Here is a 24615-nt window from a genome sequence, read left to right as displayed (position 1 = left end):
CCCGTCAGTCCTCACCGAGCAGCTCGTCCCCGGAGATCAACGCCATCCGGTCCGGCGCGTCCGCCCGTACCGGCTGCAACGTCAACGTGAGCTTCTGAGTGACCGTGGCCGACCGCTTCGCCGTCGCACTGGCATCGAAGACCCAGAACCTCACCTTCACCCCCGGCTCATGGGTCCTCTCCACCCCCACCGTCAGCTCCAGCTCCACCCGCTCCGCCTGGAACCGCAGGTCGGCGCCCTCACCGGCTGCCATGGCCCGGCTCAGCTCCTGGCGCAGCTGCGCGATCATGTCCGCCAACTCGACCGCATCATTCACAAGCAGGACCCCCAACCGGCTCACGCGACCAACTACCCACTGAACAGGGCCACATCATCGCCCATCAGCCCCACGGCCCGTCCACCCCGTACCTGTGCACAGGAACCGGGGCTTCGGTGCGGCACAGCGCAGGGCGGACGGGAACCTGCCGCGCGGGCGGGGTGCTGCGCTACAACGCGTCCGGGCCTCGCTCGCCCGTGCGGACCCGTACCACCGTCTCCACGGGCAGCACCCACACCTTGCCGTCGCCGATCCTGCCGGTCCGGGCGGCGCGGACCACCGCGTCGATGACCAGGTCCGCGTCCGCGTCCTCGACGACGACCTCGATGCGGACCTTGGGCACCAGGTCGACCCGGTATTCGGCGCCCCGGTACACCTCGGTGTGGCCGCTCTGGCGCCCGTATCCGCTGGCCTCGGTGACGGTCAGTCCGTGCACGCCGAGCTCCTGCAGCGCGGTCTTCACCTCGTCGAGGCGGTACGGCTTGACGATCGCGGTGATGAGCTTCATGGGGCGGGGTTCCTGTCCTTCGAAAGAGACGTCGACAGTGCCGGGGTCTGCGGAGCGCCATGACCCAGGGCGCCGTGATCGTAGGCGCTCTCCGCGTGCACTGTCTGGTCCAGGCCCATGAGCTACTCCTCCGCGGAGGCCGCAGGCCCATCAGCTGGTCGATGGTGGCGTCGTACGCCGTACGGAACGCGCCGCGCCGCCGTACGCGGACATGGTCAGGGAGCCGATGGCGCCGGGCTTGCTCCGCTCCAGGAAAGGGCCTGGCCGGCGCGGCCGCCCTGCACGGCGACGAACCCGCAGCCGCGTGCTCGGCCCTCCTCCTCGGCGCGGCGGCCGCGGCCCGCCGCCGCGCGGGAGCCCCGCTCCCACCCGCCGAACGCGCCGACGTCGACCGCATCACGTCGTCGGCACGAGCCGCCCTGGGCGCATCCGCTTTCACAGAGGCGTTCAGCCACGGCGCACGACTGACCGCCGAGGAAGCGGTGCTCCGTGCCGGTACGGTTCTCGACCGGCTTACAGAATCGCCTGGTTGTACCACCCGCTGAAGGCCCGCTGCCGCGCTCCCCCGACACGACCTGATCAGTGCAGGGTCTTCAGCATCTCCGCGCCGAACGGAGTGATGTCCTCGGTGCGCCCCCGCAGGGTCTTCGCTGCCCACTCGGGGTCGGCGATCAGCGCACGGCCGATGGCGACCATGTCGAACTCGTCGCGTTCCAGCCGGTCCAGCAGCTGATCGATGCCCGTGACTCCGGAGCCGTTGCCCTGGAAGGCGCTGAAGAAGTCGCTGTCCAGACCGACCGAGCCGACGGTGACCGTCGGCCTGCCGCTGATCTTCTTCACCCAGCCGGCGAGGTTCAGGTCGGAGTGGTCGAACTCCGGCAGCCAGTAGCGGCGGGTGGAGGCGTGGAAGACATCGACACCGGCCTCGGCCAGCGGTGTGAGCAGGGCTTCCAGTTCTTCGGGCGTCTGCGCGAGCTTCGCCTCGTAGGCATCCATCTTCCACTGAGACATACGGAAGAAGAGGGGGAAGGAGTCGGACACGGCCGCGCGGCAGGCCGCCACGATCTCGGCCGCGAAACGGGTTCGCGCGACGATGTCGCCGCCGTAGGCATCGGTGCGGCGGTTGCTGCCGGCCCACAGGAACTGGTCGATCAAGTAGCCGTGCGCGCCGTGGAGTTCGACGCCGTCCAAGCCGATACGCTCGGCGGCGGCGGCCGCGTCGGCGAATGCGGCGATGACATCGTCGAGGTCCTTCTGCGTCATGGCGCGCCCCTTGGGCTCGCCCGTCAGGGACACGCCCGAGGGGCCGACCGGCTCCGCGTCCACCACCGGCGGGGCACCTTCGGTGCGCGTGACACCCACGTGCCACAGCTGCGGGATGATCGCGCCGCCCGCCCGGTGCACGGAGTCCGCGACACCCGCCCAGCCCGCGAGCGCGTCCTCGCCGTGGAACCGCGGGACCCGGTCACTGGTGCCCGCAGAGCGGTGGTCGATGTAGGTGCCCTCAGTGATGATCAGTCCCACGCCGCCGGCAGCCCGCCGAGTGTAGTAGTCCGCCACGTCCTTGCCCGGGACGCCGCTCGGGGAGAACTGCCGGGTCATGGGTGCCATGGCGATCCGGTTGCGCGAGGTAAGTCCGCGGACCGCGAACGGGCGCGAGAGGGTGTCTGCTGCGCGGCTGGCGTTCACGTCTGTCACGTCATGTCCTGTTCATAGGCTCGGAGTGTCCATCCGTCGCCAACATTCGCGCATCGCCTCGGCATCCCGCTCCGGGCCGGATGTGGTCGAGGTCTCCACGGCCCTGTTGTTCCTTCTCGCTCGATCGCACCGACGAACCAGCGCGAGGGAAGTCCGGCTCCCGCAGCGCTCCCGTCGGTCCACCAGCCGTCAGGTGATCTGGCCGGCCGCCCACTCGGCCCACTCGCGGCGCATGGCGTTGAACCGCAGGCCGTACTCCAGGGCGATCCGGCCGTAGACCGAAAGATTGTCGTCGTCCCAGTCGACGGACTTCTCCAGCCGGCGCAGAGCCTGGTACCCCTGATCGGACATCTCGATGAGCTCGGTGAGGTAGCCGCGCGCCTGCTCGGGCGTCAGCACCCCGAGAAAGAACACCCGCAGGAGAATGTCGCTGCGGGTGTTCCGCTGCGGCTTGGTCTCGGTCAGCCAGTGCCGCAGCTCGGCCAGTCCCTCGTCGGTGAGGGCATACTCCTTGCGGCCTCGCGGACCCTCGGCTGCCACCATGATCAGCCCTGTGTCCGCCAGCTTGGTCAGCTCGGTGTAGATCTGGCTCTGGGTCGCCGGCCAGGCGGTGGCCAGCGACGTCTCGAACCGTTTCAGCAGGTCATAGCCACTGGCGGGGCGCTCGGAGAGGAGCCCGAGCAGTGCGTGTCGAAGGCTCATGTTCCACAGTCTACATTCCACTATTGACATGTTGGTGTCGGACCTTCTAGTTTTGACATGTCAGAAACGGAAACACTGAAGCGGAGACCTCATGTCCTACCTGCGCACCTTCCTCCCGTGGATCGTCTTCGCCGTGCTGCCCTCGGGGAACTGGCAGTGGGCGGCGCTGGCAGCCCTGGTGGTCGCGGTGGCGGTGATCGTCCAGCAGGTACGGGCGGGTGCCGGATTCGACGCGCTGATCATCGAGCTCGGCTCCGCGGTCTTCTTCGCCGTGCTGGCCGTCATCGCCTTCGCCAACCCGGACTCGGGCGTGCACGACTACTCGGCGGCGCTGTCGTCGGGCACACTGGCGGTCATCGCCGGGGTCTCGCTGGCCATCGGCAAGCCGTTCACGTCGGGCATCGCCAAGCGCACCACCCCGCGCGAGGTCTGGGGGCTCAAGCCGTTCATCCGGACCAACGTCGTCATCACCGCCGTCTGGACCGCGGCCTTCGCCCTGACCGCTGTCGTGCTCGCCTTCGTGGCGCACGAAGGGAACGCCCACTCGACCCTCGCCACGCTCATCCAGGTCGCCGGTTTCGTGATCCCGATGATGTTCACCGTCCGCTACATCGCTCACGTCCAGGCCAAGGCCGGTGTCTGATGACCTCCGCGCACCGGGCCCGGCCCCATCTGGCGGGTAACTACGCCCCGGTCGGCGAAGAACTCACCGCGTACGACCTGCCGGTGACCGGGCGGATCCCGGCCGAACTGGCCGGCTGGTACCTCCGCAACGGGCCGAACCCGGCCGACGCCGCCTCCGGACACTGGTTCTTCGGCGACGGCATGATCCACGGCGTCCGGCTGGAGGGCGGCCGGGCCACCTCGTACCGCAACCGCTGGGTGCGTACCCGCAGCTTCACCGACGGGGCCCGGCCCTACGACGACCAGGGCCACCGCGACCTCACCGCGGGCTCGGCCAACACCCACGTCATCCGGCACGCGGGCCGGACCCTCGCCCTGGTCGAGACGGCCCTGCCCTACGAGCTCACCTGCGGCCTGGACACGGTCGGCGCGTACGACTTCGGCGGGAAGCTGGGCACCGCGATGACCGCGCACACGAAGGCGTGCCCGGTCACCGGGGAGCTGCACTTCTTCGGCTACGGGATGCTGGAGGCCCCCTACCTCACCTACCACCGGGCGGATGCCTCGGGCGAGCTGGTGATCAGCAGGTCCGTCGAGGTGCCCGGACCGACGATGATGCACGACTTCAACCTCACCGCGGAGCACGTCGTCTTCATGGACCTGCCCGTCGTCTTCGACCCGAACCTGGCCAAGGCCGGGACGATGCCCTACCGCTGGGACGACGGCTACGGCGCCCGGCTGGGGGTGCTGCGCCGCAACGACCCGTACGGCGAGGTGCGCTGGTTCGGCATCGACCCGTGCTACGTGTTCCACCCGCTCAACGCCTACGACGCGCCGGACGGCACCATCGTGCTGCACGTCATGCGCTACCCGGAGCTGTGGCGGCGGACCGGCGACGTCATCGACCGCAGGCAGGAGGCCGTGCTCTGGAAGTGGACGATCGACCCGGCCACCGGGACGGTCCGCGAGGAGCAGTGCGACGACCGTCCCGGCGAGTTCCCCCGGGTCGATGACCGGCTGACCGGGCTCGACGCCACCTACGGGCACGTGACCTGTGGCAATTCATTGGTGCGGTACGAGCTGGGCAGCGGCGCGGCGACGGAGCACGACTTCGGGTCCCGCCGCACGCCCGGTGAGGCCGCCTTCGCCCCGGCCGACGACGCGGCGGGCGGCCCCGGCTGGCTCATGACGTACGTCCACGACGCCGGCACCGACCGCAGCGACCTGGTCATCCTGGACGCGGGCGACCTCGCTGCCGACCCGGTCGCGATCATTCATCTGCCGACCCGCGTGCCGTACGGCTTCCACGGCAACTGGCTTGCGGATTGATCAACCGAGCCCGGACGGTCCGGGTTGCGCAACTGGGCCCGGACATCCGACAGGCAAGGACGAGCGCCGGGCCGCAGGTGGACTTGAGCCGCAGGCCGATGTCATGAGTCACCGTCAGGCCCCGCTCGGTCGACGCAAGTTCAGCTGCAATGCAGGGGGCGGTTCGACCCCCGGCCGGGCGTGCGGATCACCGCTGCAGGAGCAATCGGAGACGTCCTGACCCAGGGCCGCCTGATCCGCGAGACGCCGAAACTGCTCAACGGGCGGCGTCACACCTGGACATACACCTGGAGCGCGGAGGATCGCCCGGTCGAGTCGGTTACGCCGGACGGCGAGTGCCGGCGGTACGCGTACGATCCGCTGGGCCGCCGGATATCCAAGCAGCGCCTGATGGACGACGGCGGTCGTCTTCGCCGGCGGTTACCGGGTCGCGATCGCCGCCCCGGAGCCGTACGACTTCAGCCTCACCACGATCGTCCCGGTCAGCGTGATCATCTGTGCCGCGGCCGCGTCGGATCTGCGGGGTGACGGCAGCCGGCTCCGTAGCAAGACCATGGTGTGGCTGGGCAACATCTCCTTCTCGTTCCATCTTCTCCAGGCCACGGTGATCTTCTGCTGATCGCGCTGTTCATGGCGAACCCGGTAGACGCCCGGCTGCTGTACAGCCTGAACGCAAAGTGGCGGTCGAGAGATCACTCCCGACCACCACTTTGTTGTGAATGGATCGTGTCCGAGGGGGATTGACGCCACGCACCAACGAGCCGTGGGCCACGGGCGCGATCATGTTGTCGTAGCTCATGTGCGGGAACCGCTTGCCGGGTCCGGAGCCGGGTGACGCTCGCCTGCCGGCGACCGCGTGACGCTCGCCTGTTGGCGAGCACACGGGTCAGGCCGTGTGGCGACGCCGGACCACTTCCGCCTCCTGCGAGAGGTCGCCGATGCCGCCCAGAGGGAGCACATGGAAGGCTGCGCCCGCGAAAGGGGCCACCAAACACGGCACCCGACGGTGGACATGTTTCGGGAGATCACCAGATGACAGCGTCGTCCATTGACTGCTGCCAGTACGTGACCTTGAGCGAGTCGTCGATGTAAAGGCCCTTGGCGGGCAGCGAGGGGTGGGCGCCCGCACCGACGCTCTCATTGCCGGAGCGGCCGTGGAAGTAGACGACCAGGGACTTCTCCGTGCGGCCGTGGGAGCCGCTGCCGTCGGCGGCGGACAGATTCACGGAGGCATAGCCGGACTCGCCCGGCCTGAGTGTGACGACGGCCTGCGGCTGGGAGTCCTCGATGACCGGCGGCACCGACTGGGCCTCGCCGAAGCGGACGGCCGGGTAGCTGTACAGGTAGCAGGTTTTGCTGCCGGTGTTGGTGACGGTGAGGAGCATGTGGTTGATGGGCCGGTTCAGCGGGGCTGCGACGGTCTTGGTGTTGGACCCCTCGCAGGTGACCGCCTTGCCGGAGGAGGCGGGGGCCTTCGAGGCGGGGGCATGCGAGGCCGGCTTCGAGGTGTTGATGGTGGCCGGCTTCGCGTCGCCGGGGGAGGAGGCGCGGTCGGAGGATCCGGAGGTGGACGTCGGCGACGCGGGAGCGGTCGGGGAGGGCGAGGCGTTCGTGGAGGAATCCGCTGACGCGCCCTCGTCCCTCGTGCCCGTTCCGTCGCTGCACGCGGTCAGGGAGAGGGCGGCGAGCGCGACGGTCGCGGCGGCGGTCATAAGGCGGGTGCGGGAGTTCCGGATGCTGGACATGTGGCCGTGCCCCTTGGGTGTTCGGGTGGGTGTGGTGCTTGGATGACTGGAGCTTGTGGGGTGATCCGTCCCAGCCGCCATGGACAGCGGGGAGTTGGGAACACCGAAACACTGGAATGGGCTCTGAGCGGGGGAAACACAGTTCCCCTGGAACGCGTGAATGGGACATGGGGGGATGGTGGAACGAGTGCCGGAGGCGAACGGGGCCGGGAGGGCGGACGAGTTCGCGGCGCTGCTGCTGGAGCTGAAGGACCGCTCGGGACTGAGCTACGGGGCGCTGGCCAAGCGGCTGCACATGAGCACATCGACGCTGCACCGCTACTGCAACGGCACCGCAGTGCCCAACGAGTACGCACCGGTGGAACGCCTCGCACGGGTGTGCCGGGCAACGCCGCAGGAGCTCGTGGAGCTGCACCGGCGCTGGATCCTGGCAGACGCGGCACGAAGGGGCAGGCCGGACCAGGCCACGGCGGCCGGGGCGAGGAACGCGGGTGACACCGCCGCGGATCCGACCCCTGCGACGGGCTCGGCTCAGGAGACCGGTTCAGCCGGGGTGGCTCGTGGAACCGGTTCGCCGGAGACGGTGGATACCGGATCGCCGGCAGATTCGGCCGGCGCGGCGTCAACGCACGGACTTGGCGAAGACGGTGAGCCGGTAGTCGTCGGCGTGCCGCGCAAGCCCGCGCCGCCACGGCGTCGCCGTAGCGTGCTGATCGCCTCCGTCGCGGTGGCCGCCGTGCTGGGAGCCGTGGCCCTCGCCGTCAATGTGCCCTTCGGCGGGGACGGGAACGACCCGGGGGGCCGGCGGGCAGCCGGCGCCACCGGCACGGCGGACGGCACAGAGCCGTCAGCGACAGGCTCCGCCACCCCTTCCCCGAGCGGTGAGAGCCGCAGGCCGTCCGCCTCCGCCTCCGCCGTCGAACCGGGCAGGACCAGGCCCGGCACATCCAAGGACAGCGGCGAGCAGGGCGCGGCCGAGCCCACCGGTGGCAGCGCCGCCGTACCGCTGAACGTCGCCTCCCGCCCCTACGTCTACGACAACCCGTGCAGCCAGCATTTCCTCGTCGACAGCGCACCCGCGCAGGTCGGCCCGCCCGCGAGCGAGCAGGACGCGCCGCGTTGGGCCGCCGCCTACGGTGCGGTCTCCTCGGGGGAGCAGAGGGTCGCCCTGACCGTTCAGGGCACCGGGCAGGACACGGTCGTCCTGGAGGCGCTGCACGTACGCGTCGTTGCCAAGGGCGCGCCGCTCGCCTGGAACGACTATGCGATGGGGGTCGGCTGCGGGGGTGGCGTCGACACCAAGTCGTTCGACATCGACCTCGACAACGGCAGCCCCGCGGTCACCGTCAAGAACGGCCAACGCGACTTCCCGTACAAGGTCAGCGAGTCCGACCCGGAGGTCTTCTACATCACCGCGCACGCCAAGGCGCACGACGTCCGCTGGGACCTCAGCCTGGACTGGTCCAGCGGCACCCGCCGCGGCACGGTGCACATCGACAGCAGCGGCACCCCGTTCCGCACGAGCGCCGGCACCGGCCGACCGGGCTACGACTACCCGTTGGGCGGCGGCGAGTGGATCGAACGGGAGGGCTGACCGGACCCGCGCGGGCTGCGGCGGGCCGACGGCATGGGTGCGCAGGTCCGGCCTCCGGACGCCGGCGGATGCCGCCCTCGCGGCTCCCCGCGTGCCGTCGGCGCAGTGCGGAAGCCCTTTATGGCGCGTGGCCCCGAAAATGGCCTGGACGACAAACAAGGCCCGGGTCCATGACCTGGGCCTTCGTCGTGGAGCGGGTGACGAGAGTCGAACTCGCGCTCTGAGCTTGGGAATCCCTCAGTACATTGAGGCATATATGGTCGCTTACCTGCGGAAATGTCTGCTGGTGAGGCTGTGCGACGGCTTTCGACGTGCCCGCTGGTGACCGCTGTTCACCGCCCCCCACTGGCACGTTGTGACATGGCCTTCTTGGCGCGGCGACATCGGCCGGGGCGCCCGGCTTCCGGACGCCCTGTGATCCAGGTCACGCGTTTCGAATCGATGACTTCCGCGTTCGTCGCCAGTCATACATGCGACAACACCCGAACGAGGAAGGCCCGCCATGACCCAGACGCTCAGCGCCCGCCCGCCCGCCGCCCGCACCGCGGCCGTCTCCTCGCCTGCGTCACGGGGGTTGTTGGCCGGCGCGTTCGTCGCGGGCCCGCTGTTCCTCGGGGCAGGCATCGTCCAGGGGTTTACACGGGAGGGCTTCGACTTCACCCGTAACGCGATCAGCCAGCTCGCCCTTGGTGACATGGGGTGGATCCAGACGGCGAACTTCCTGCTCACCGGTGCCTTGTTGTTCAGCGGGGCGATCGGACTGCGCCGGGTGCTGCGAGGAGAGCCGGGCGGCACCTGGGGACCGGTCCTGATCGGCGTGTTCGGTGCTTCGTTCCTGGCCGCCGCAGCCTTCCGGGCCGACGCCGGGGCCGGCTTCCCCGTCGGCGCCCCCGAAGCGCCCCCGATGAGCGCGCACGGCGCCGTCCACATGGGTGTCGGGATGGTCGGCTACCTCGCGTTGTGCGCCGCGTTCCTCGTCCTGGCCCGTCCGCTCGCGGCCCGGGGCCACCGCGGCTGGGCCCTGGCCTCCCGTGTCGCTCCGGTCGCTGTCGTGGCCGGGTTCATGGCCTCTGCCGCCTCTGTCCTGGCGTTCACCGCCGGAGCGGGACTCGGCCTTTGCTGGCTGGCAGCCGTCACGGCCCGACTGCTCATCGAGGCGTCGCCGGACAAGCACTAGCCAGGCGGTGATCCAGCCGTCAATGCTCGAAGACAACAAGATCATTTCACTCGACAGACGGGACATCCCATGACCGACGCCGTGAAGGGCCCTGCCGGCTACTTCCCCTCGATCGAGAAGAAGTACGGCCGCCCGATCTCCGAGTGGAAGAGCCTCGTCCGCTCTTCGCCGCTGACCAAGCACATGGAACTGGTCGCCTGGCTCAAGTCCGAGCACGGCCTGGGCCACGGCCACGCCAACGCCTTGGTCGCCCACACCCTCGCCGAGGACAACGGCCAGTAACCAGGGCTTCGGCCTCAACTCACGCGTGCGGCGGTGAGGCCTCAGTCCGAAGCCTCGGAAGTCTCCCCTTTCTCCTGCGAGCGATGGTGAAGATGAGCTTGAGCCCCGGTGAGGACGGGCGCTGTGCTCTATTCGGGAATCGCGGCATTCCCGTCGCGGGGAGTGGCAACTCAAGCCTCGACCTGACGCACCGCGAGGGAACTCATGGCATGTGAATGACACGCGGGGCATGAGGGGCATGCAGGGGTCCGGACAACAAAGAAGCCCCGGGCCGCCGGCCTGGGGCTCTCTTATGGAGCGGGTGACGAGAATCGAATGCGCGCTCCGAGCTTGGGAATCACCGGCGCTTGCGGTGGTCGAATATGCTCTGACCTGGTGAAACGCCGCTCTGGCGGTGCTCCCGGCGTGGTCTCTCGGCGCCCCTGCTTACCGCTCGGCCGGGCACAGATGGGGCACGAGCATCGGGGCGCTGCGCACGTCCACCACGGTTGCACACCAGGGATCATTCCGATGAGGAGGCGCCGAGGCGCATCTTCGCGAAGGACGCAGGTGAGTCAGAGGGAGATGATCCGGACGTGACTACCGCAGAGCTTTGTCATGTCGTCGCTGTCGGACGTCAGCAGCGCGACCGGTCCTGGCTGGCGAAGTGCCACTTCGGCCACGGTGGCGTCGATGGCGTACTTGTGGCCGTGTAGTCCGGCTCCCTTGAGGAGTTCTGCAGCGGCCTTTGCCGCCTGCTCCGTGACCGGTTCCACCTTGATCCGCGACAGCGTCCGGTTGAGGCGCGGAATGTTGGTGCGAGAGTGGCTGACCTCCACGATGGTGTTCGCCCCGATGACAAGGTCGGCGCCCATCTCGTAGAACACTTGCAGCATCGCGAGGAACTTGCGGTCCTGTGCGATCCAGGCCGAAAGCCCTTCCGAGTCCAGGACAACGGTTTCGATGCGCTCACTCATGCGGCGTCCGCGTCCTTGGAGGTGCCGGCGGCACCGAAGATCTTCGACCGGGCCTCCGCCAGTTCCTCGTTGCCGAAGCTTCCGTGCTCTTCTTCGTGGCGTCGTAGGTCGTCGCCCAGCAGCTGGTGCCGAATCTGGCGGGCCACCGCTTCCGCCACATAGCCGGAAACGTTGTCCGTGAGCTTGCGGAGCTCCGCCACCTGGTCGCTGGGCAGGGTGACGGTGATACGAGTCGTTGAGGACATGTAACAAGCATGCTGGAGTATGCGCGAAGGTGGTCGTGATTGCTGCCCCTGGGTGCTGACCAAGGTGTGCGGCGCCGAGTCAAGCCGGCACGGGAATCGCTGACGTGATCCTGTACGCGGGGACCGCATTCGGCACGACGGCAGGGCTCTGCTTCGCCGCAGTGGGAGCGGTCACGGCGGACCGCCGCGGTTCGCTCGGTCGGGTCACGGGGATCCGGCCCATGGCGATGGGAGCGCAAGCACAGCGCAATGCCGAGCATCAAGGCTCCTCCTGTCTGCTTGTTTCCATTCTGCTAAGTTTGCTCGCATTCCATTTGATGACCGACTTGGTTGCCGAAAACACCGTTGAAGCGAGTAGGCAACCTCTTGAATCTCGCAGCATTTCTCTACACTTGCCGCGTTTCGCCGGTGACATGGGAGGATTCTTCTGCTGTTCTCCCGGAAGAAATTGAACGGGAACTGACTGATCGTTTTCGTGGTAGAGTTTCAATGAATTCACAGGACGCCACGAAAAAAGGGGAATGGCGTGAATACCGAGAAGGCTACGGCTCGACGTCTTACGGCCGAAGAGGTTTCGGAGTTGGGCCTCCAGGACGGAATCTTCGTCTCGGCAGAGATGGATGGCCTTCCTCTCGACTGCTACGCCCCGGCTTTCCTTACGGGGCCGGGTAAGAATTTTGAGGGAGGGTCCTTTACCGCGAAGACAATCTTCGGTGAGGAAATTCACGTTCTCCCGGACAATGCCGAAGAGCGCGGGGTCTGGGTTGCCGACAAGGCAGGGGAGGAAATCGAGGTTCTTCAGAGTGCTGGCGTCCTCCTGAATCTCGCCCTCTTCGTGCCCAACGGGAACAAGGAATCTCTGGAGTCGCTCTACTCCGCCGCCCGGGACGCCTTCGGCGCGGGGATCGTTCAGCGCTGGAGCGAGGAAGTCGTCGCGGTGCCGGATGTCAAGGTCGACCTGTTCGAGGAGCCGGCCCGGGGGCGGAAGAACACGAGCAGCCAGAACCGTGACCGCCGCGCCTTGGACATCTACCCGACCCGAGTGCGATTCCTGGAGCCCAGCGATGGCTGGAGGTTCATTGTCGAACCACACAAGGAGGTCGTCGATGACACACCGACGATCTGACCTGATGGCAGGTTAGCCTCGGTCTTTCGCGGGAGCCCGTCAGCTTGCTGACGGGCTCTTCTTCGTTTGCTGGGGCGTGTGGGCAGGCCGCTGGCCGTCGGCGTCGGTGAAGCGCAACTGGGCGCCGAGGTGAGGCTGTTCCTCGCGGACGTTCAGCCGCATGCCCTTCGGCCGGCCGGTCGGACAGCCTCCGTCGAGCTCGGCGACCCGGGCGCCGTCGCGGATCTCGCCGCCGGGTTCGACAGCGGGCGTCCAGGCGGAGGGCGGGACTGCCGGCACGGACCGGTGAATCTGCTCGGTGATGGTCATACCGACCGAGTGGGACGGCCATCGGCCCTGCTTCGCGAGCCATTCGACGCATGCGTGGGTGCCTCCGCCGGAATCCGTGCGGATCAGCGTCTGCCGCCCTCGCCGGCACCCTTTCGAGGCCGTTGCGCCCCCTCATCTGTCGCGGGGCTCCTGCGTTTGTCGCCGGACCCCTGCGGATTCGTCTGCGATCGGTAACAGAGGGATCTTGTGCGGGCGTTCGTATGTCTTCATGAGGGCAGGGCATCGGCGGAGACAGCAAAGGGGTGGGCGGACATGGCAAAGCACAAGGGAAGGGGATGGCACGGCCGGCTTCTCGCGGCGGCGCTCGGGGTGACAGCAGTGGCCGCTGCCACATCGGTGTGGACCGCGCAGGCCGACACCGTCGGAGGGCGGCAGCCGCAAGCGCGTGTCTCAGCGCCGGACGCCCGGCCCCAGGACCGGACCGTGACCAAGGTGGCGGCGGACATCGCGCACGCCTCGGACCGCGGCGCCCGGGGCGTCAACATCACCATCGACGACGGACCGGACCCGGTCTGGACGCCGCAGGTGCTGCAACTGCTGAAGGACAACGGCGTGAAGGCTACGTTCTGCATGGTGGGCACGCAGGCCCAGGCACACCCGGACCTGGTCAAAGAGGTCGTGGCAGCCGGGCACCGGCTGTGCAACCACACGGTCTCGCACGACACCACCATGGACACCCGGTCCGAGGCCTACCAGTCCCAGCAGATCCTGGATGCCGAACGCCTGATCACCAAGGCGTCCGGAGGCGTCCGGCCGCAGTACTACCGGGCCCCGGGCGGTGCTTTCACCCCGTACAGCCGGCAGCTCGCCGCGTCCCGGGGGATGCGACCGCTGGGCTGGAACGTCGACTCCAAAGACTTCGAGCGTCCCGGTGTGGACACCATGGTCGCCACCGTCAAGAGCGAGATCTCCAACGGGCCGACCGTCCTCTTCCACGACGCGGGAGGGGATCGCTCCCAGACCTTGGCCGCTCTGCGCGAGATCCTGCCCTGGCTGAAGCAGCAGGGGTACTCCTTCGGCTTCCCCGTGCGGTGAGTGAGGCTCGCCCGCACTGGCATCCGGAACCGGACCCCCGGCACCAGCAGACAGAAACGAACAGCAGAACCCAACCACTGACGAAAGCCGCCCGGACGGAGAAGCGACAAGCCACCCAGGGAGGCCCTTCCGCACTCCGGGCACGATGCCCTCCCCGGCGTCGGCATCAGCGACCTCTTATTGGCTGCGTCCGATCCTCGTTCTGGGCGCCGACCAAGCCGCCGCCGACTCAACGGGCAGCTGCACATCCCAGACACCTTCGAGATCAAGCGGGACGCGAAGGCGTTCCTCGTCCAGGTCCAAGCGGACCAGACGCGGGGTGACTGGATCGCCCCGACCGCCGGCGAGGTCTTGTTCTCCGAGTACGCCACGCGCTGGATCGACGAACGAGACGTCGCACCGACCGGGCCGAGCTGTACCGCCGTCTGTTCCGGCTCCACCTGGAGCCGGCGTTCGGCGAGCCGCACGTCAACATGATCAGTTCTGCTCGTGTCAGGGCTTGGCGGGCGGAGCGGTTGTCGGTCACCGGCGCGACCACGGTGGCCACGTCGTACCGGCTGCTCAAAGCCGTGCTGGAAACAGCGGTCGAGGACGACCTGATTCGTAAGAACCCCTGCCGGATCCGCGGGGCAGGTCGAGAGGACGCCGACGAGCGGCCCCGGGGCGGGCGCAGTTGATCGTGACCTGAAGGGGGCCGGTCCGGGGGCCCGGGGCGGCTGGGCGGGGTGGAAAGCCCGGCGGCTACTTCGGTGGGTTGAGCTTGCGGAAGTACGTCCAGCTGGTCTCGTTCGGCTCGCTCCACTCCTCCGGGGCCCGGGCGAACTCCGGGTGACGGTCGGCGATGTAGGCACGGGTGCGCTCGGGGACCTCGGCGTACGAGTCGAGCTTGCGGCCCCGGCAGTGGAAGGTGAGGCCGCCGGGGGCTTGGCCGCGGGCCATCCACGGGAGCCACGGGGACATCCGGGTCCACGACATGGTGGCCGGGACGCTGGGAGCCGGGCCGGCCAGGTCGGCACGGTCGGCGAAGAACTGGAAGAGCTCCAGAGCCTTGTACGTGTCGCCGGCCGAGTGGACGGGGTACTGGGCCACCGGCAGCGGCGAGGGGTAGGCGAGCGGGATCTCCAGGCTGAAGCAGACCTGTCCGCCGAGCTCGGTCGTCGGGATCGGGAAGGGACGCCACTTCTGGTTCGCCGGATCGTTCCAGACGTGCACCACCGGCAGGTCCTGCCAGGTCTCCAGGATCTCGCGGGTGCCGGGGTCCAGGTAGAAGGCGGCCTCACGGGTGAGCAGTTGGTAGGCGTCCGGGCCGGCTTCGGCGTCCTGGACCAGGCGGGCGACGTTGAGTCCTTCGAAGCCGAAGACGCGCTGGTAGGGCTCGTCGGGGGCCCAGGTGTACACGTCTCCGGACCACCAGTACGTGACCTCCTCGCCGTCGAGCGAGGCACGGGTGCGGGCGAAGGAGCGGAGCAGCTCTGCGGGTGTCGTCATATGGACTACTCTGCGCGGCCGCCGCCACGGCTGGGCGGGAAATATCCAGGCCGGGGCGGAAGCGGCCGGAAGAAGCCGCTCCCTGGCCGACGGGCCCGGCAAGATCCGAAAGAGACGACCTGATCGCGTAGGGACGCAGGCCACTTGAATTCGATCTCGCGGTGCGGGACGACGAAGTGAGACCCCCAACCCCAGGACATCGCACCCGCCATCGACGCAGGGTTGGCTCCGCTGACCGTCACCTTGCGTCCGAGCGCACCGGCCCGACGCGGCACCACCTCGTACTACTGGGTGACCGCCGTGATGGCGGTCATTACGAAGACCTTGCCCCCAGCGACTGGGCTGCTACGGCCGCGGTGACCGGCTGAGGCTCGTACAACCAATCGACGCTCTTGTCTGTCCTGTTCGGCGACGTCTGATCGACATCTGTCGCCGAACAGGACTGAAGGACTTGATGAACCCAGCCAGACGCACGACCGCCACCGCCTTGGTTCTGGCCACGGCAGGCGGAGTGCTCTACGCCACCGCCGTACCCGCCTCCGCGGTGGTGAACTGCACTTCCCCCGTCTTCAAGCGGCAGTTCTTCGCGAACACGACGTTCTCGGGCACGCCGAAGAGGACGGACTGCGACTCCGCGATCAACCAGAACTGGGGCACGGGCGCACCCGCATCCGGGGTACCGTCCAACAACTTCGGCGTGCGCTGGTCGGTGACGCGCGACTTCGGCTCCGGTGGCCCCTTCACGTTCACGGCGTCCGCCCAGGACGGCATACGGGTCTACCTCGACGGTGTTCGCAAGATCAACCTGTGGAAGAACGTCTCCACCACCGCCAAGAAGACGGTCAACGTGACGATCCCCAGGGGCAAGCACACGCTCCGCGTCGACTTCGTCAACTGGACGGGCACCGCGAACGTCAAGTTCGCCTACACGCCGCGCACCTCCGCCAACGTTGACAAGGTCAAGCCCCTCACTCCGACGGGCGCGTCCGTTTCCTACAACACCGCCCCCGGCACGGCCAAGCTCACCTGGTCCAGGAACAGGGAGATGGACCTCGCGAACTACCGGGTCTACCGGCGTCTGAAGGGCACGTCGTATTCCGGCAAGGCGCTCGCGACGACCACCGCCACGTCGTACACCGACAGCACTCTGCCGAAGAGCGGTGCGGCCTACTACTACGAGGTGCGGGCCGTCGACAAGGCGGGCAATGTCTCCGGCGGCAGCGCCGACAAGCTCGTCGCCACCGTCGACAGGACGCCGCCCGCCGCTCCCTTCGTCGAATGGGACGCGTGCTCGCCCGACCAGCCCTACGCGGCCCCACAGCTGGTTACCACCGCGAAGAACGCGGCCGACATCGCCTGGTACGAGATGCAGCGGCTCGACGCCACCACGAACCGCTGGAGCACCGTCTACTCCGGCGCCAAGGGCGCGATCTGCGACACCGGATATCCGGCCGACGGCAGCAAGGTCACCTACCGGGGCCGGGCCCGGGACGCCGCTGGGAACTGGTCGGCGTACTCGGCCGCCACGACGTTCACCACCCCCGACCTGACCCCGCCGGCCGCCGTCGCGCAGCTCCGCGTCGAGTACCGGTCGGGCGTTCCGCATCTGGTGTGGTCGCCCGTCACCGGGGCCGCCTCGTACCAGGTCCTCCAGTACGACCCGGCGACCGGCGGCTACGGCGACGCCCGGCCCGAGAAGAGCACCACCACGCAGACCGACGTGGTGCCGCGCCAACTGGCGGCGGTCGCCGACAGCTACCGGTACGCGGTGCGCTCGGTGGACGCCAAGGGCAACGCCGCCGCGCCGGTGGAAATCACGCTGAAGATGGCCGACCGGCCGGAAGCAATCCCCGCGTTCAAGACCACCGCCCACAGGTTCGATGAGGGCGTGATGGTCGAGTGGAGCAGCGTCGACCCGTGGACCGTCGACGAAACGCCCCTTCCCACGTACGAGATCGTCCGCACCGACACCGCGACCGGCGAGACCGGCATCGTGGACAAGTGCAAGCCGTTCACCCCGTGGGACGAGCCGCTGGAGGCCCCGGACACGTACTGGACCTGGGCGGACGGCAACGCCCCCTTGTCCGCACGCAAGCAGGTCAACGGCACCTGCTGGGACGTCCAGGGCAAGTCGGAGACGACGTACGAGTACCGAGTCGTGACGACCGACCGGTACGGGCATGTCTCTCAGCCGGGCCCGGCCGCCACGGAGACCACCCCGGACACCGAGCGTCCCGCCCCGGTGCAGGACCTGACCGCGGAACGCGTCCCGCTCGGCGTCCGGCTGACCTGGACGCCGCCCGCCGATGCCGACGTCACCGGCTACCACGTGTGGCAGGGCATCACTGACCCGGACAGCGGCGAGACGGTCTGGAAGGAGAACTGCTGGACCGGCAGCTCCCTGGCCAGGACCGAGATCCTCTGCCCGACAGTCCCCGACGGCGCCACCCACGTCTACAAGGTGGCCGCCACGGACGGCCGGCTTCTGCACGACGACGAGCCACTCGACGTCCTCCACCCCGCCGAGGTCTCGGTCACCCTGCCCGACACCCGGCCGCCGGGCTGGACGGAGACCGAGGTCCATCAGGACCAGTACCCGGAGCTCTACGTCGGCTGCTCCGACAGCTCCGGCCTCGGGGACTGCTCCCGGTTCGCGAGCTACCGTGTGGAGCGCTGGGACCCCGCCACGGCCGCCTACGTCACCCTGGCGGAGGGCACGATGGGTGACGCCGCGTTCTACATGGACACCACGGTGCACGAGGACCGGCTCGGCCTGCACTACTACCGCGTCGTACGCCTGGACGCCTCGGGCGCCGAGGCCGTGACCCGATCGGCGGCGTACGGCATCTGGGACTCCTGGCTCTGACCGGACGTGAGACATGAGGAGGGGACCGAAGGTTTCTTCGGTCCCCTCCTCATGTCTCACGTCGGTGAGCGGGGCACGTTCCCTCGCAGTGCCTATCGCTTCTTGCGGATCTTGCGGATCTTGCGCCTTTTCGCCTTGGCTTTCTTTTCCTTGCGTCTTCCCGCCCGGAGCCGGCCGGGTGGTCACCCCAGTGCGGGGCGTGTGCGGCGTGCGGTGTGTGCGGGCCCCTCCGCTGTGGTGAACCAGAACAGGGCCGCGCACAGGAAGGCCGCTGCCGCGAAGACCAGCGATTGTGTGACGGAGTCGTCCCGCGCGCCGGCGACGAGCGCGCCGGCCGCTGACAGTGCCAGGGCGACCGCAGGCAGCGCACGAGGGCGCCGCGTGACGCCTGGTGCGTCGGCCGGTGGCAGCAACCGGGACGCGAGGCTGTAGCAGGCGCAGGCCAGCAGTGTGGAGCCCAGCACGTCGCTGGGTCGGTGGTGGTAGGTGGCCTGGACGGCGCCGGCGGTGACGGCGAGCCACAGCATGCCGGCCGCGGTGACGTAGGGGCGGATGCGGGGGGAAGCGACGAGGGCGGCGCCGAGGGCCAGCCCGGCGGGGATGGCCACGTGCCCACTGGGGAAGCTCGGCTCGATGAGGCTGACGTGCGCACCAACCAGGTCGGGGCGGGGCAGGATCATCCTGGTGAGTTCCTTGCTCCCGAGCGTGGCCATGACGACTCCGGCCGCCGCGCCGCCTTGCCACCAGCACCTCCGGACCAGGGTGACGGCCGCGATGACCGCGATGCCCACGAGCAGGGTGGGCATGGCGGTCTGGTCCAGGGGCGGCAGGGCCGGCGAATTGTAAGCCGTCCCCGACCAGTTGTAGATCCATGCCGGGTTGGCGCCGCTACTGTTGAACAGGGCATTTTCCGCCCGTTGCCCGAACGGGGTGCAGACGGCGATCAGGTAGACCGCCAGGAACCCCGCGAGGCACAGCAGAGCTGAGATCCGTGGCCGTATCGTCCGCGAAGGGCTGCGTTCGGCCGTGGCTCCCGGGACCTGGTTGGGGGTGTCCGGGTGCGTGGACAGGGTCGAATGATCTTGCTGAGTCATCGCTTTCTCTCTGTGTCCGTCGGCAGCAGTTCGGTCACGTGCTTCCTCTGGCACGCAATGGGCCGACAGGCTCGGCCGGCCCACCGGGGATCTGCTCCTATTCGAGGAGCGCCTGGCCCTGCTGGCGCTGGGCGGCGATCGCCAGAGCCGGGAGGGGTGCGATCAGGAGGAGGAGCACGACCAGGTCCGGCAGGGACTGCATGAACCAGTTCGGCCGGATGACGATCGCCTGTGTGCGGATGAACGCGAACGCCGCGACGGGGATCAGCCACCGGTAATCTCCGGTGGCGGCCGTCGCCACCCACGCGGCGATCAGCGCGGCGACTTCGAGTGCGAACAGGCCGCGTTGAAAGGCCGGACTGATGGAGATGATGTGCAGGGACCCGGCCACGAACATGGCGAGCACGACGGGCACCAGCCAACGGTACGAGTGGCGTCGCAGCTGGCTGGGACGGCAGACCGCCAGCACGGCGCACGCGGTGCACAGTGCCCCCGACAGCACCAGGTCACGGGCCGTTATCGGGGCGCCCAGCCCGTAGTAGCCCAGGCCCACCTTGCCCTCGTCGCCGAAGAACGTATTGCTGTTGAACGTGGCACCGACGCAGATCATCGCTGCTGCGGCCGGCAGGGCGATCCACGGCTTACCGCGCAGCAGGGCGATCAGGCAGACCAGCGGAAGCAGCCCGTAGGGCAGGAGCCGTGTCCGCGTGCCGGGACCTTGCGCCCACGGGTACCAGCCGGAGAAGTGGAAGGCGATGGCATGCCGGCCGGGATCGATGTGCAGTCCCCAGTGCCAGACATCCTGCAGGTACGGCACCAGCGCCAGCGCGGCGAGGACGAGAGCGGTCAGATGGATGCCGTCCAGCCACCACGGCCGGGCCGTGTCGTCGACGACGGCACGGGCGCGGGCCTGCACCCCGGCGCGCGCCAAGGCCACAACCTCCCGCGGCGGGGGCCAGGAACGGCCGGGATACGCCTCGGCCAGACAGGCCAGCAACTCCTCACCCTGCCGGGAACGGCAGGACTTGGGGTAGGCCGCAAGCAGCAGACGGTTCATGCCGGGGCCACTTTGACATCCCGCGAGCGTCCGATGACGATGGCCGCCGCCTGTTGCATCCGCAGCGCCTCCCGGCCGAGCGCCTGGGTGCCGTCCTTCGTGAGCCGGTAGTAGCGCCGCGCCCGCCCGTCCACGATCTCCTCATGGCCGGCGGCCACCAGCCCGGCCCGCTCCAAACGCTCCAGCGCGCCATAGAGAGTGCCGACAGCGATCCGGAGCCGCCCGTCGGTGGCCTGCTCGGCAGCCTTGATGATGCCGTAACCGTGCAACGGCCCGTCCATGAGCGCAGCAAGGATGAAGTACTGCGGTTCCGTCAAGGACGGGTTCTGCCTTGTCATGCGTCGAGCATATATCGAGCTACGAAATATATCTGCCAGCCCTGGGTGATCACGGCAGCGCCTCCGCGCCCGCAGCGAGCGTCACCCTCTCCCGACCGGCGGGCGCGACGGCGGTCTCCTCGACGCACCCGCGCGGCATTGGCGGATGCTCACCGCGACCTGGTCCGGGCCGAGCGGAACGTCATTCCCACCGTGTCCGCCGGACCCGTCTCCTCTCCGTTGAACTGCCCGTGGATCAGACTCTGTTCGCCCGGACCGGCCGCGGGCAGCCGGCGAGGCAGCGTTCGATGAGGCCCGACCCGAGCGGGTCGCTCCCCCAGTGGAAGAGGGCCCAGGTCGCTGACCTGGGCCCTCTTGGGAGAGCGGGTGACGAGAATCGAACTCGCGCTCTGCGCTTGGGAATCACCCGGCGCTTGGGCATCAATATGCCACCTGATCTGCGGGAACAGGCTGATGCTTCCTTGAGCCGAGTGTCGTCTCGGCATCTGTGTTGACCGCTCTTTACCGCCCCTACTGGCACGTTGTGGCACGGTCACAGCCGGTGCGGACAGCGGCATCGCCGCCTGGCACGTACGCCTACCGCGACGGTCCGGGCGTGATCTCCCTCTGCTCCGTGGGAGCGGCTGGGAGACCGCTGAGGCTGCAGAGGCACCCCGTCTCGCGTTCATAACGTCGGTCACATGGCTGCCCTGGGCTCGGGCTCGGGGATGCGCCAGATGATTCGGACCTGTTTGTCGAGGGGGAGCGAGGGGCCACCGACGTAGATGCGAAGGATGAGGTAGAGGATGGCCAGCCGGTATGCCTCCGGCTCTATGTCGTCCACTGTCGCCACCGTCGCCCGGCTCAGCCTGTTCACCTGGCGGACGATGCGTGGCTCGGTTTCGAGGAAGCCGAGCTCGGCGACGATGTCCGGTTCCAGTTCGGTGTCCTCGCGTATGGCCAGAATCGAGCGATGCACGAGATCCGGCTCGGCTTCGATGCGTTCGAGTACGCGGGCGAGCACGTACGCATGGATGACGTCGATCAGGAGTTACACCGTTCGCTTCACAGTCCCCTCCCCGGGAGTGCGCCCGACGGCGTGCAGGAGTCTGTTGGAATACCGATCGATGATGTGTTCCACGGCGAACGTCGGCTGGGAGGAGAGTGCCTGGTCGAGAGTGAGCCAGAGGGGATCCTCGCCTTCCTCGTTCACGGTCAATTCCCCCTGAGTTCCGGCTGCCCGGTGGTCGTCGACGTCCAGCAGATAGGCGTGCCAACGATGGGCGTCGGAGCCCCTTCTGCACACGTCTCCGTTGAGATGCTCGTCCGCAACGAGCCGGAGGTCCCCGTGCGCGTCGCGGATTCCTACTTCCTCCCAGAGCTCCCGCGCTGCCGCGCGCTTGGGGTCCTCTCCGCGTTCAACATGGCCTGCGGGTACGGTCAGACGGTAGGGAAAGGCAGTTCTCTGGAAGAAGAGAAATCTCCCTCGTGGGTCACGTACGAATACGCCGGCGCTCTCATGCCAGTACTCGCCGTCTGAATCGGTCCACCAGCAGATGCGGGGATCGACGACGACGGCTCTTCCGGCCTCGCGGCCGCACGAACCGCAGTTGCACCGCTTCCTTCCGTCCACGACGATCCATTCGACGGTCTCGGCGTGGCAGTACAGGCAGTACTCGCCACAGGTGTTGTCCCGCAGCGGGAGGAAGTCGATTTTCATCCTGCCCCCTTTCAAGGAGAAGGCCGCCGTCAGCATTCGGGAACCCCCACAGCCGTGGCTCGGTCAGATTCTGTTGCGGTTGGGCTTGCTGACATCCGGCGCCTTCCGCAAGGGCTCCGGTCCCTCCCCCACGTCCACACCGTCCGGTGCGTCGAGCGACCGGGACACGCCGTCTGCAGTGCCGGTCGCGGACGTACGGGCGCCCTTCAGTAGAAGGACTGTGCCAAGTCCGCCGAAGACGAAGGTCGCGGCAGCGACGGCGCCCCATCCCGCCGCAGCGATGGCCAGGCCGAAGACCGGTGGTCCCAACAGCATTCCCACACTGCCGAGTTGGTTGAGGATGCCATTGGCGACATCGACATGCTCAGCACGACTCACCGAGGCGGGGACGGCAGCGAAGACTGCGGAGATCAACAGTCCGTCGACGAGGAGAACAAGCGTGGCGGCGCCGCCGCTGACCGCGAGTGGGAATTCGGCCGAGAAGGCGGGGAGGCAGGCCACCGGCATCAGTACGCCCAGCGGGACGAGCGAGGAGAGGGCCAAGCCGCGCCGCAGCAGCCAACTGGCGGCAAGCCCCCCGATCGCACTCCCCAGGCAGACGAGTGCCACCACGGTACCGGCCACAGTCGGCGTTACCTCTCGGTGCTCGGTGAGGAAGAGCGGGAGGACCATCACCACAGCGACGCCGACCAGCGACAGGCTTCCGTACGCCGCGCCGAGCCTCAGTGCCCCATTCCAGGTGCCGACTGCGCGATGAGGGTACTGCACGGGTGTCCTCGGCAGCCGAGGCAGGACGACGGTGAGCACCCCGGCCATGATCAATGGACCGAGCGCTGTGAGGGCCAACCATCGGTTCCACGTCCACCGGGATGCGAGGACTCCGCCCAGGGCCGCGGTGACGGCCAGGCCCATCGGAACGCACGTGCCCCACAACGCGAGCGCCGCCGATCGGATGCCGCCCTGCGTCATGCGGGTGATTACGACCGGACCCGCCACGAACACCAGCAGGTAGCCGACTCCTTCCGCGACACGCGACCCCAGCAGCAGACCCCAGGATCCGGCGGTCGCGCTGATAGCGGTTGCAACCGCCATGACGAACAGGCCCCAGGACAGAGCCCGGTGGGCGCCGAAGCGGAGGATCCACCATCCCGCCGGGATGCCGAGGACGGCGCTCACGGCCGTAATGCTCGATGTGGCCCAGGCGAGCGCACCGGCTGACAACCCCAGTGACGAACGCAGGGCGGATCCCGCCGGCGAGACGGCACCCAGGCCGACTGCCGCCAGCACGCCGGCGAGCCATGTCGCCACAACGTACTTCCAGGGTGACGTCGACACGCAGCGGTGGCTGCCTCTCTTCCTGTCGCGCACGGGTTCTCCTTGTGGTGGCTGGCGTGTTGTCCCGCACGGCGGTCGTCCAGGGCCGGGTGACCGGTGCCGCGTGGCGGGAGGGTCGATCCCTTGAGCACCTCCCGCCACGCGAGTCCGGATCAGTCGTCCAGGCCGAACTTGGCCATCAACTCCTGATGGCCCGCCACATATGAGGTGTCGGTGATCACGGTCTGGTCGGACGGACCGCGGCTGCACATGCAGAGGTGGCGGCTACGGGAGGTGACTCGCACGGCTTTTGCGCCGCCGGAGGACATGATCTCTTCAGCGATCTCCTTGACGAGGTACTCCTGGATCTGGAAGCGCCGGCTGAACGCCTGGACCAGGCGAGGGAATTTCCCGAGTCCGAGAATGCGGTCACCGGGGACGTAGGAGATGTTGACCTTCCCGAAGAACGGCAGGAAGTGGTGGGCGCAGATCGAGAAGAAGTTGTTCTCCTGGACACGCACCACGCCGGTGTGCTCGCCGTTCACCAGGCAGGTGGTCTTGAGGATCTTTGAGGTGTCGATCTCATAGCCGCTCAGCAGCTCGCGATAGGCCCGGACGATGCGGTCCTCGCACTCCGGGCCGCTGTACCAACCGAGTGCCCTCGTATCGGTGGTTACATTGGTTTTGAGCCAGTCTTCAATGGTCACCTGCGGCCTCCATTCCCACTTCCACCAAGGGCTCTGAAACCCGGTGGAGTCATTTCACTATCCGCCCAGTTGCATTCGTTGAGAACATCGCCCGCTTGGCTGACGCCCGATCAGACCAATGCGCGGGTGATATGCTAATACCTACGTATTCAAAGCCGCGGATAAAATGAACGTTTCCCCGATGCTTAAACCAGGTGGGGGCGGGTAACCGGCGCCCGAATGGCAAAGAAAAAAACACCTGTTGAGCGCCGGAGCACGCCCCGCTCACTCTGCCCGTCGCGCCATGCGTGAGCTCAGCCAGCCCGGCAGCTCCCTTCAGTCCCCGGGAACTCGCGGGCTGATGGTCTTCCATTTCGCCGCAACGATTTCTGCGGCTCGCATACGG

27 protein-coding genes and 1 pseudogene are annotated in these 24615 nt (G+C 68.2%); 12 read left to right on the top strand and 16 right to left on the bottom strand.

What is annotated here, in order from left to right; translation table 11 throughout:
• Positions 1-4: 4 nt before the first annotated feature.
• Positions 5-316: a trypco2 family protein gene (locus ACGFU7_RS08660; RefSeq protein WP_393693677.1), complete on the bottom strand. Its 312-nt coding sequence runs from the start codon at positions 314-316 to the stop codon at positions 5-7.
• Between the two features lie 169 nt (positions 317-485).
• Positions 486-824 carry a P-II family nitrogen regulator gene (locus tag ACGFU7_RS08655; RefSeq protein ID WP_393693675.1) on the bottom strand — a complete coding sequence of 113 codons (339 nt, stop codon included), beginning with the start codon at positions 822-824 and terminating at the stop codon, positions 486-488.
• A gap of 59 nt (positions 825-883) precedes the next feature.
• Between ACGFU7_RS08655 and ACGFU7_RS08650 the strand changes: the two genes are divergently transcribed.
• Complete coding sequence (locus ACGFU7_RS08650; RefSeq protein ID WP_393693673.1) at positions 884-1369, top strand: hypothetical protein; 486 nt, start codon at positions 884-886, stop codon at positions 1367-1369.
• 34 nt (positions 1370-1403) lie between these two features.
• On the opposite strand, the gene ACGFU7_RS08645 is transcribed toward ACGFU7_RS08650, so the two are convergent.
• Positions 1404-2522 carry an NADH:flavin oxidoreductase gene (locus tag ACGFU7_RS08645; RefSeq protein ID WP_393693671.1) on the bottom strand — a complete coding sequence of 373 codons (1119 nt, stop codon included), beginning with the start codon at positions 2520-2522 and terminating at the stop codon, positions 1404-1406.
• Between the two features lie 189 nt (positions 2523-2711).
• Positions 2712-3224, bottom strand: coding sequence for a PadR family transcriptional regulator (locus tag ACGFU7_RS08640; RefSeq protein ID WP_393693669.1), 513 nt, complete (start codon positions 3222-3224; stop codon positions 2712-2714).
• A gap of 91 nt (positions 3225-3315) precedes the next feature.
• Here ACGFU7_RS08640 and ACGFU7_RS08635 point away from each other — a divergent pair, with 91 nt between their 5' ends.
• From ACGFU7_RS08635 to ACGFU7_RS08620, 4 genes are all read left to right on the top strand, one after another.
• Entirely contained in the window at positions 3316-3867 is a 552-nt protein-coding gene (locus ACGFU7_RS08635) for a hypothetical protein (RefSeq protein WP_393693667.1), read from the top strand.
• Complete coding sequence (locus ACGFU7_RS08630; RefSeq protein ID WP_393693665.1) at positions 3867-5177, top strand: carotenoid oxygenase family protein; 1311 nt, start codon at positions 3867-3869, stop codon at positions 5175-5177. The genes ACGFU7_RS08635 and ACGFU7_RS08630 overlap by 1 nt, the downstream gene beginning before the upstream one ends.
• 180 nt (positions 5178-5357) lie before the next feature.
• Complete coding sequence (locus ACGFU7_RS08625) at positions 5358-5705, top strand: hypothetical protein (protein ID WP_393693663.1); 348 nt, start codon at positions 5358-5360, stop codon at positions 5703-5705.
• Positions 5665-5796, top strand: coding sequence for a hypothetical protein (locus ACGFU7_RS08620; RefSeq protein ID WP_393694284.1), 132 nt, complete (start codon positions 5665-5667; stop codon positions 5794-5796). Before ACGFU7_RS08625 ends, ACGFU7_RS08620 begins: the two co-directional genes overlap by 41 nt.
• Before the next feature lie 406 nt (positions 5797-6202).
• Here the strand turns inward: ACGFU7_RS08620 and ACGFU7_RS08615 are convergent, their stop codons facing one another.
• The gene (locus ACGFU7_RS08615) at positions 6203-6922 is read right to left on the bottom strand and encodes a DUF4232 domain-containing protein (protein WP_393693661.1); all 720 of its coding nucleotides are present in this window, start codon (positions 6920-6922) and stop codon (positions 6203-6205) included.
• Positions 6923-7097: 175 nt separating this feature from the next.
• Here ACGFU7_RS08615 and ACGFU7_RS08610 point away from each other — a divergent pair, with 175 nt between their 5' ends.
• The 3 genes from ACGFU7_RS08610 to ACGFU7_RS08600 all read left to right on the top strand — a co-directional run bounded on the left by ACGFU7_RS08610 (position 7098) and on the right by ACGFU7_RS08600 (position 9975).
• Complete coding sequence (locus ACGFU7_RS08610) at positions 7098-8516, top strand: helix-turn-helix domain-containing protein (protein WP_393693659.1); 1419 nt, start codon at positions 7098-7100, stop codon at positions 8514-8516.
• Between the two features lie 502 nt (positions 8517-9018).
• Entirely contained in the window at positions 9019-9693 is a 675-nt protein-coding gene (locus ACGFU7_RS08605; protein ID WP_393693658.1) for a DUF998 domain-containing protein, read from the top strand.
• A 69-nt stretch (positions 9694-9762) separates the two neighbouring features.
• Positions 9763-9975, top strand: coding sequence for a DUF4287 domain-containing protein (locus ACGFU7_RS08600; RefSeq protein ID WP_393693656.1), 213 nt, complete (start codon positions 9763-9765; stop codon positions 9973-9975).
• A 554-nt stretch (positions 9976-10529) separates the two neighbouring features.
• On the opposite strand, the gene ACGFU7_RS08595 is transcribed toward ACGFU7_RS08600, so the two are convergent.
• Together ACGFU7_RS08595 and ACGFU7_RS08590 are read right to left on the bottom strand one after the other, a co-directional pair.
• Complete coding sequence (locus ACGFU7_RS08595; protein WP_393693655.1) at positions 10530-10931, bottom strand: PIN domain-containing protein; 402 nt, start codon at positions 10929-10931, stop codon at positions 10530-10532.
• Complete coding sequence (locus ACGFU7_RS08590; RefSeq protein ID WP_393693653.1) at positions 10928-11176, bottom strand: hypothetical protein; 249 nt, start codon at positions 11174-11176, stop codon at positions 10928-10930. The genes ACGFU7_RS08595 and ACGFU7_RS08590 overlap by 4 nt, the downstream gene beginning before the upstream one ends.
• A gap of 526 nt (positions 11177-11702) precedes the next feature.
• Here ACGFU7_RS08590 and ACGFU7_RS08585 point away from each other — a divergent pair.
• The gene (locus ACGFU7_RS08585) at positions 11703-12302 is read left to right on the top strand and encodes a hypothetical protein (RefSeq protein ID WP_393693651.1); all 600 of its coding nucleotides are present in this window, start codon (positions 11703-11705) and stop codon (positions 12300-12302) included.
• Between the two features lie 87 nt (positions 12303-12389).
• Here ACGFU7_RS08585 and ACGFU7_RS08580 read toward each other — a convergent pair.
• Positions 12390-12725: pseudogene (locus ACGFU7_RS08580) on the bottom strand (IS1380 family transposase); the annotation flags it as partial.
• 159 nt (positions 12726-12884) lie between these two features.
• On the opposite strand from ACGFU7_RS08580, the gene ACGFU7_RS08575 reads away from it, so the two are divergent.
• Complete coding sequence (locus ACGFU7_RS08575) at positions 12885-13667, top strand: polysaccharide deacetylase family protein (RefSeq protein WP_393693650.1); 783 nt, start codon at positions 12885-12887, stop codon at positions 13665-13667.
• A gap of 473 nt (positions 13668-14140) precedes the next feature.
• Positions 14141-14344, top strand: a complete 204-nt coding sequence (locus tag ACGFU7_RS08570; protein ID WP_393693648.1) for a hypothetical protein — start codon at positions 14141-14143, stop codon at positions 14342-14344.
• Between the two features lie 64 nt (positions 14345-14408).
• On the opposite strand, the gene ACGFU7_RS08565 is transcribed toward ACGFU7_RS08570, so the two are convergent.
• On the bottom strand, positions 14409-15155 hold the full coding sequence (locus ACGFU7_RS08565) for a DUF1838 family protein (RefSeq protein ID WP_393693646.1): 747 nt from the start codon (positions 15153-15155) through the stop codon (positions 14409-14411).
• Between the two features lie 454 nt (positions 15156-15609).
• On the opposite strand from ACGFU7_RS08565, the gene ACGFU7_RS08560 reads away from it, so the two are divergent.
• Positions 15610-18021 carry a PA14 domain-containing protein gene (locus ACGFU7_RS08560; RefSeq protein WP_393693644.1) on the top strand — a complete coding sequence of 804 codons (2412 nt, stop codon included), beginning with the start codon at positions 15610-15612 and terminating at the stop codon, positions 18019-18021.
• A 182-nt stretch (positions 18022-18203) separates the two neighbouring features.
• On the opposite strand, the gene ACGFU7_RS08555 is transcribed toward ACGFU7_RS08560, so the two are convergent.
• The 7 genes from ACGFU7_RS08555 to folE form a co-directional block, all read right to left on the bottom strand.
• Positions 18204-19115, bottom strand: a complete 912-nt coding sequence (locus tag ACGFU7_RS08555) for a phosphatase PAP2 family protein (RefSeq protein WP_393693642.1) — start codon at positions 19113-19115, stop codon at positions 18204-18206.
• 97 nt (positions 19116-19212) lie between these two features.
• Complete coding sequence (locus tag ACGFU7_RS08550; protein WP_393693640.1) at positions 19213-20172, bottom strand: hypothetical protein; 960 nt, start codon at positions 20170-20172, stop codon at positions 19213-19215.
• On the bottom strand, positions 20169-20510 hold the full coding sequence (locus tag ACGFU7_RS08545) for a PadR family transcriptional regulator (protein ID WP_393693639.1): 342 nt from the start codon (positions 20508-20510) through the stop codon (positions 20169-20171). The genes ACGFU7_RS08550 and ACGFU7_RS08545 overlap by 4 nt, the downstream gene beginning before the upstream one ends.
• Positions 20511-21186: 676 nt before the next feature.
• Positions 21187-21513: a hypothetical protein gene (locus ACGFU7_RS08540; RefSeq protein WP_393693637.1), complete on the bottom strand. Its 327-nt coding sequence runs from the start codon at positions 21511-21513 to the stop codon at positions 21187-21189.
• Between the two features lie 27 nt (positions 21514-21540).
• Positions 21541-22209: an NUDIX hydrolase gene (locus ACGFU7_RS08535; protein WP_393693635.1), complete on the bottom strand. Its 669-nt coding sequence runs from the start codon at positions 22207-22209 to the stop codon at positions 21541-21543.
• A gap of 63 nt (positions 22210-22272) precedes the next feature.
• Positions 22273-23577, bottom strand: coding sequence for a CynX/NimT family MFS transporter (locus tag ACGFU7_RS08530; RefSeq protein WP_393693633.1), 1305 nt, complete (start codon positions 23575-23577; stop codon positions 22273-22275).
• Positions 23578-23696: 119 nt separating this feature from the next.
• A complete protein-coding gene (folE, locus tag ACGFU7_RS08525; protein WP_030932776.1) occupies positions 23697-24230 on the bottom strand; it encodes a GTP cyclohydrolase I in 534 nt (177 codons plus the stop codon).
• Positions 24231-24615 lie beyond the last annotated feature (385 nt).

Source organism: Streptomyces sp. NPDC048473 (assembly GCF_043200155.1).
Classification (GTDB): domain Bacteria; phylum Actinomycetota; class Actinomycetes; order Streptomycetales; family Streptomycetaceae; genus Streptomyces.
The sequence above is the reverse complement of the archived record's forward strand: the minus strand, read 5'-3'. Positions and strand labels throughout refer to the sequence as shown.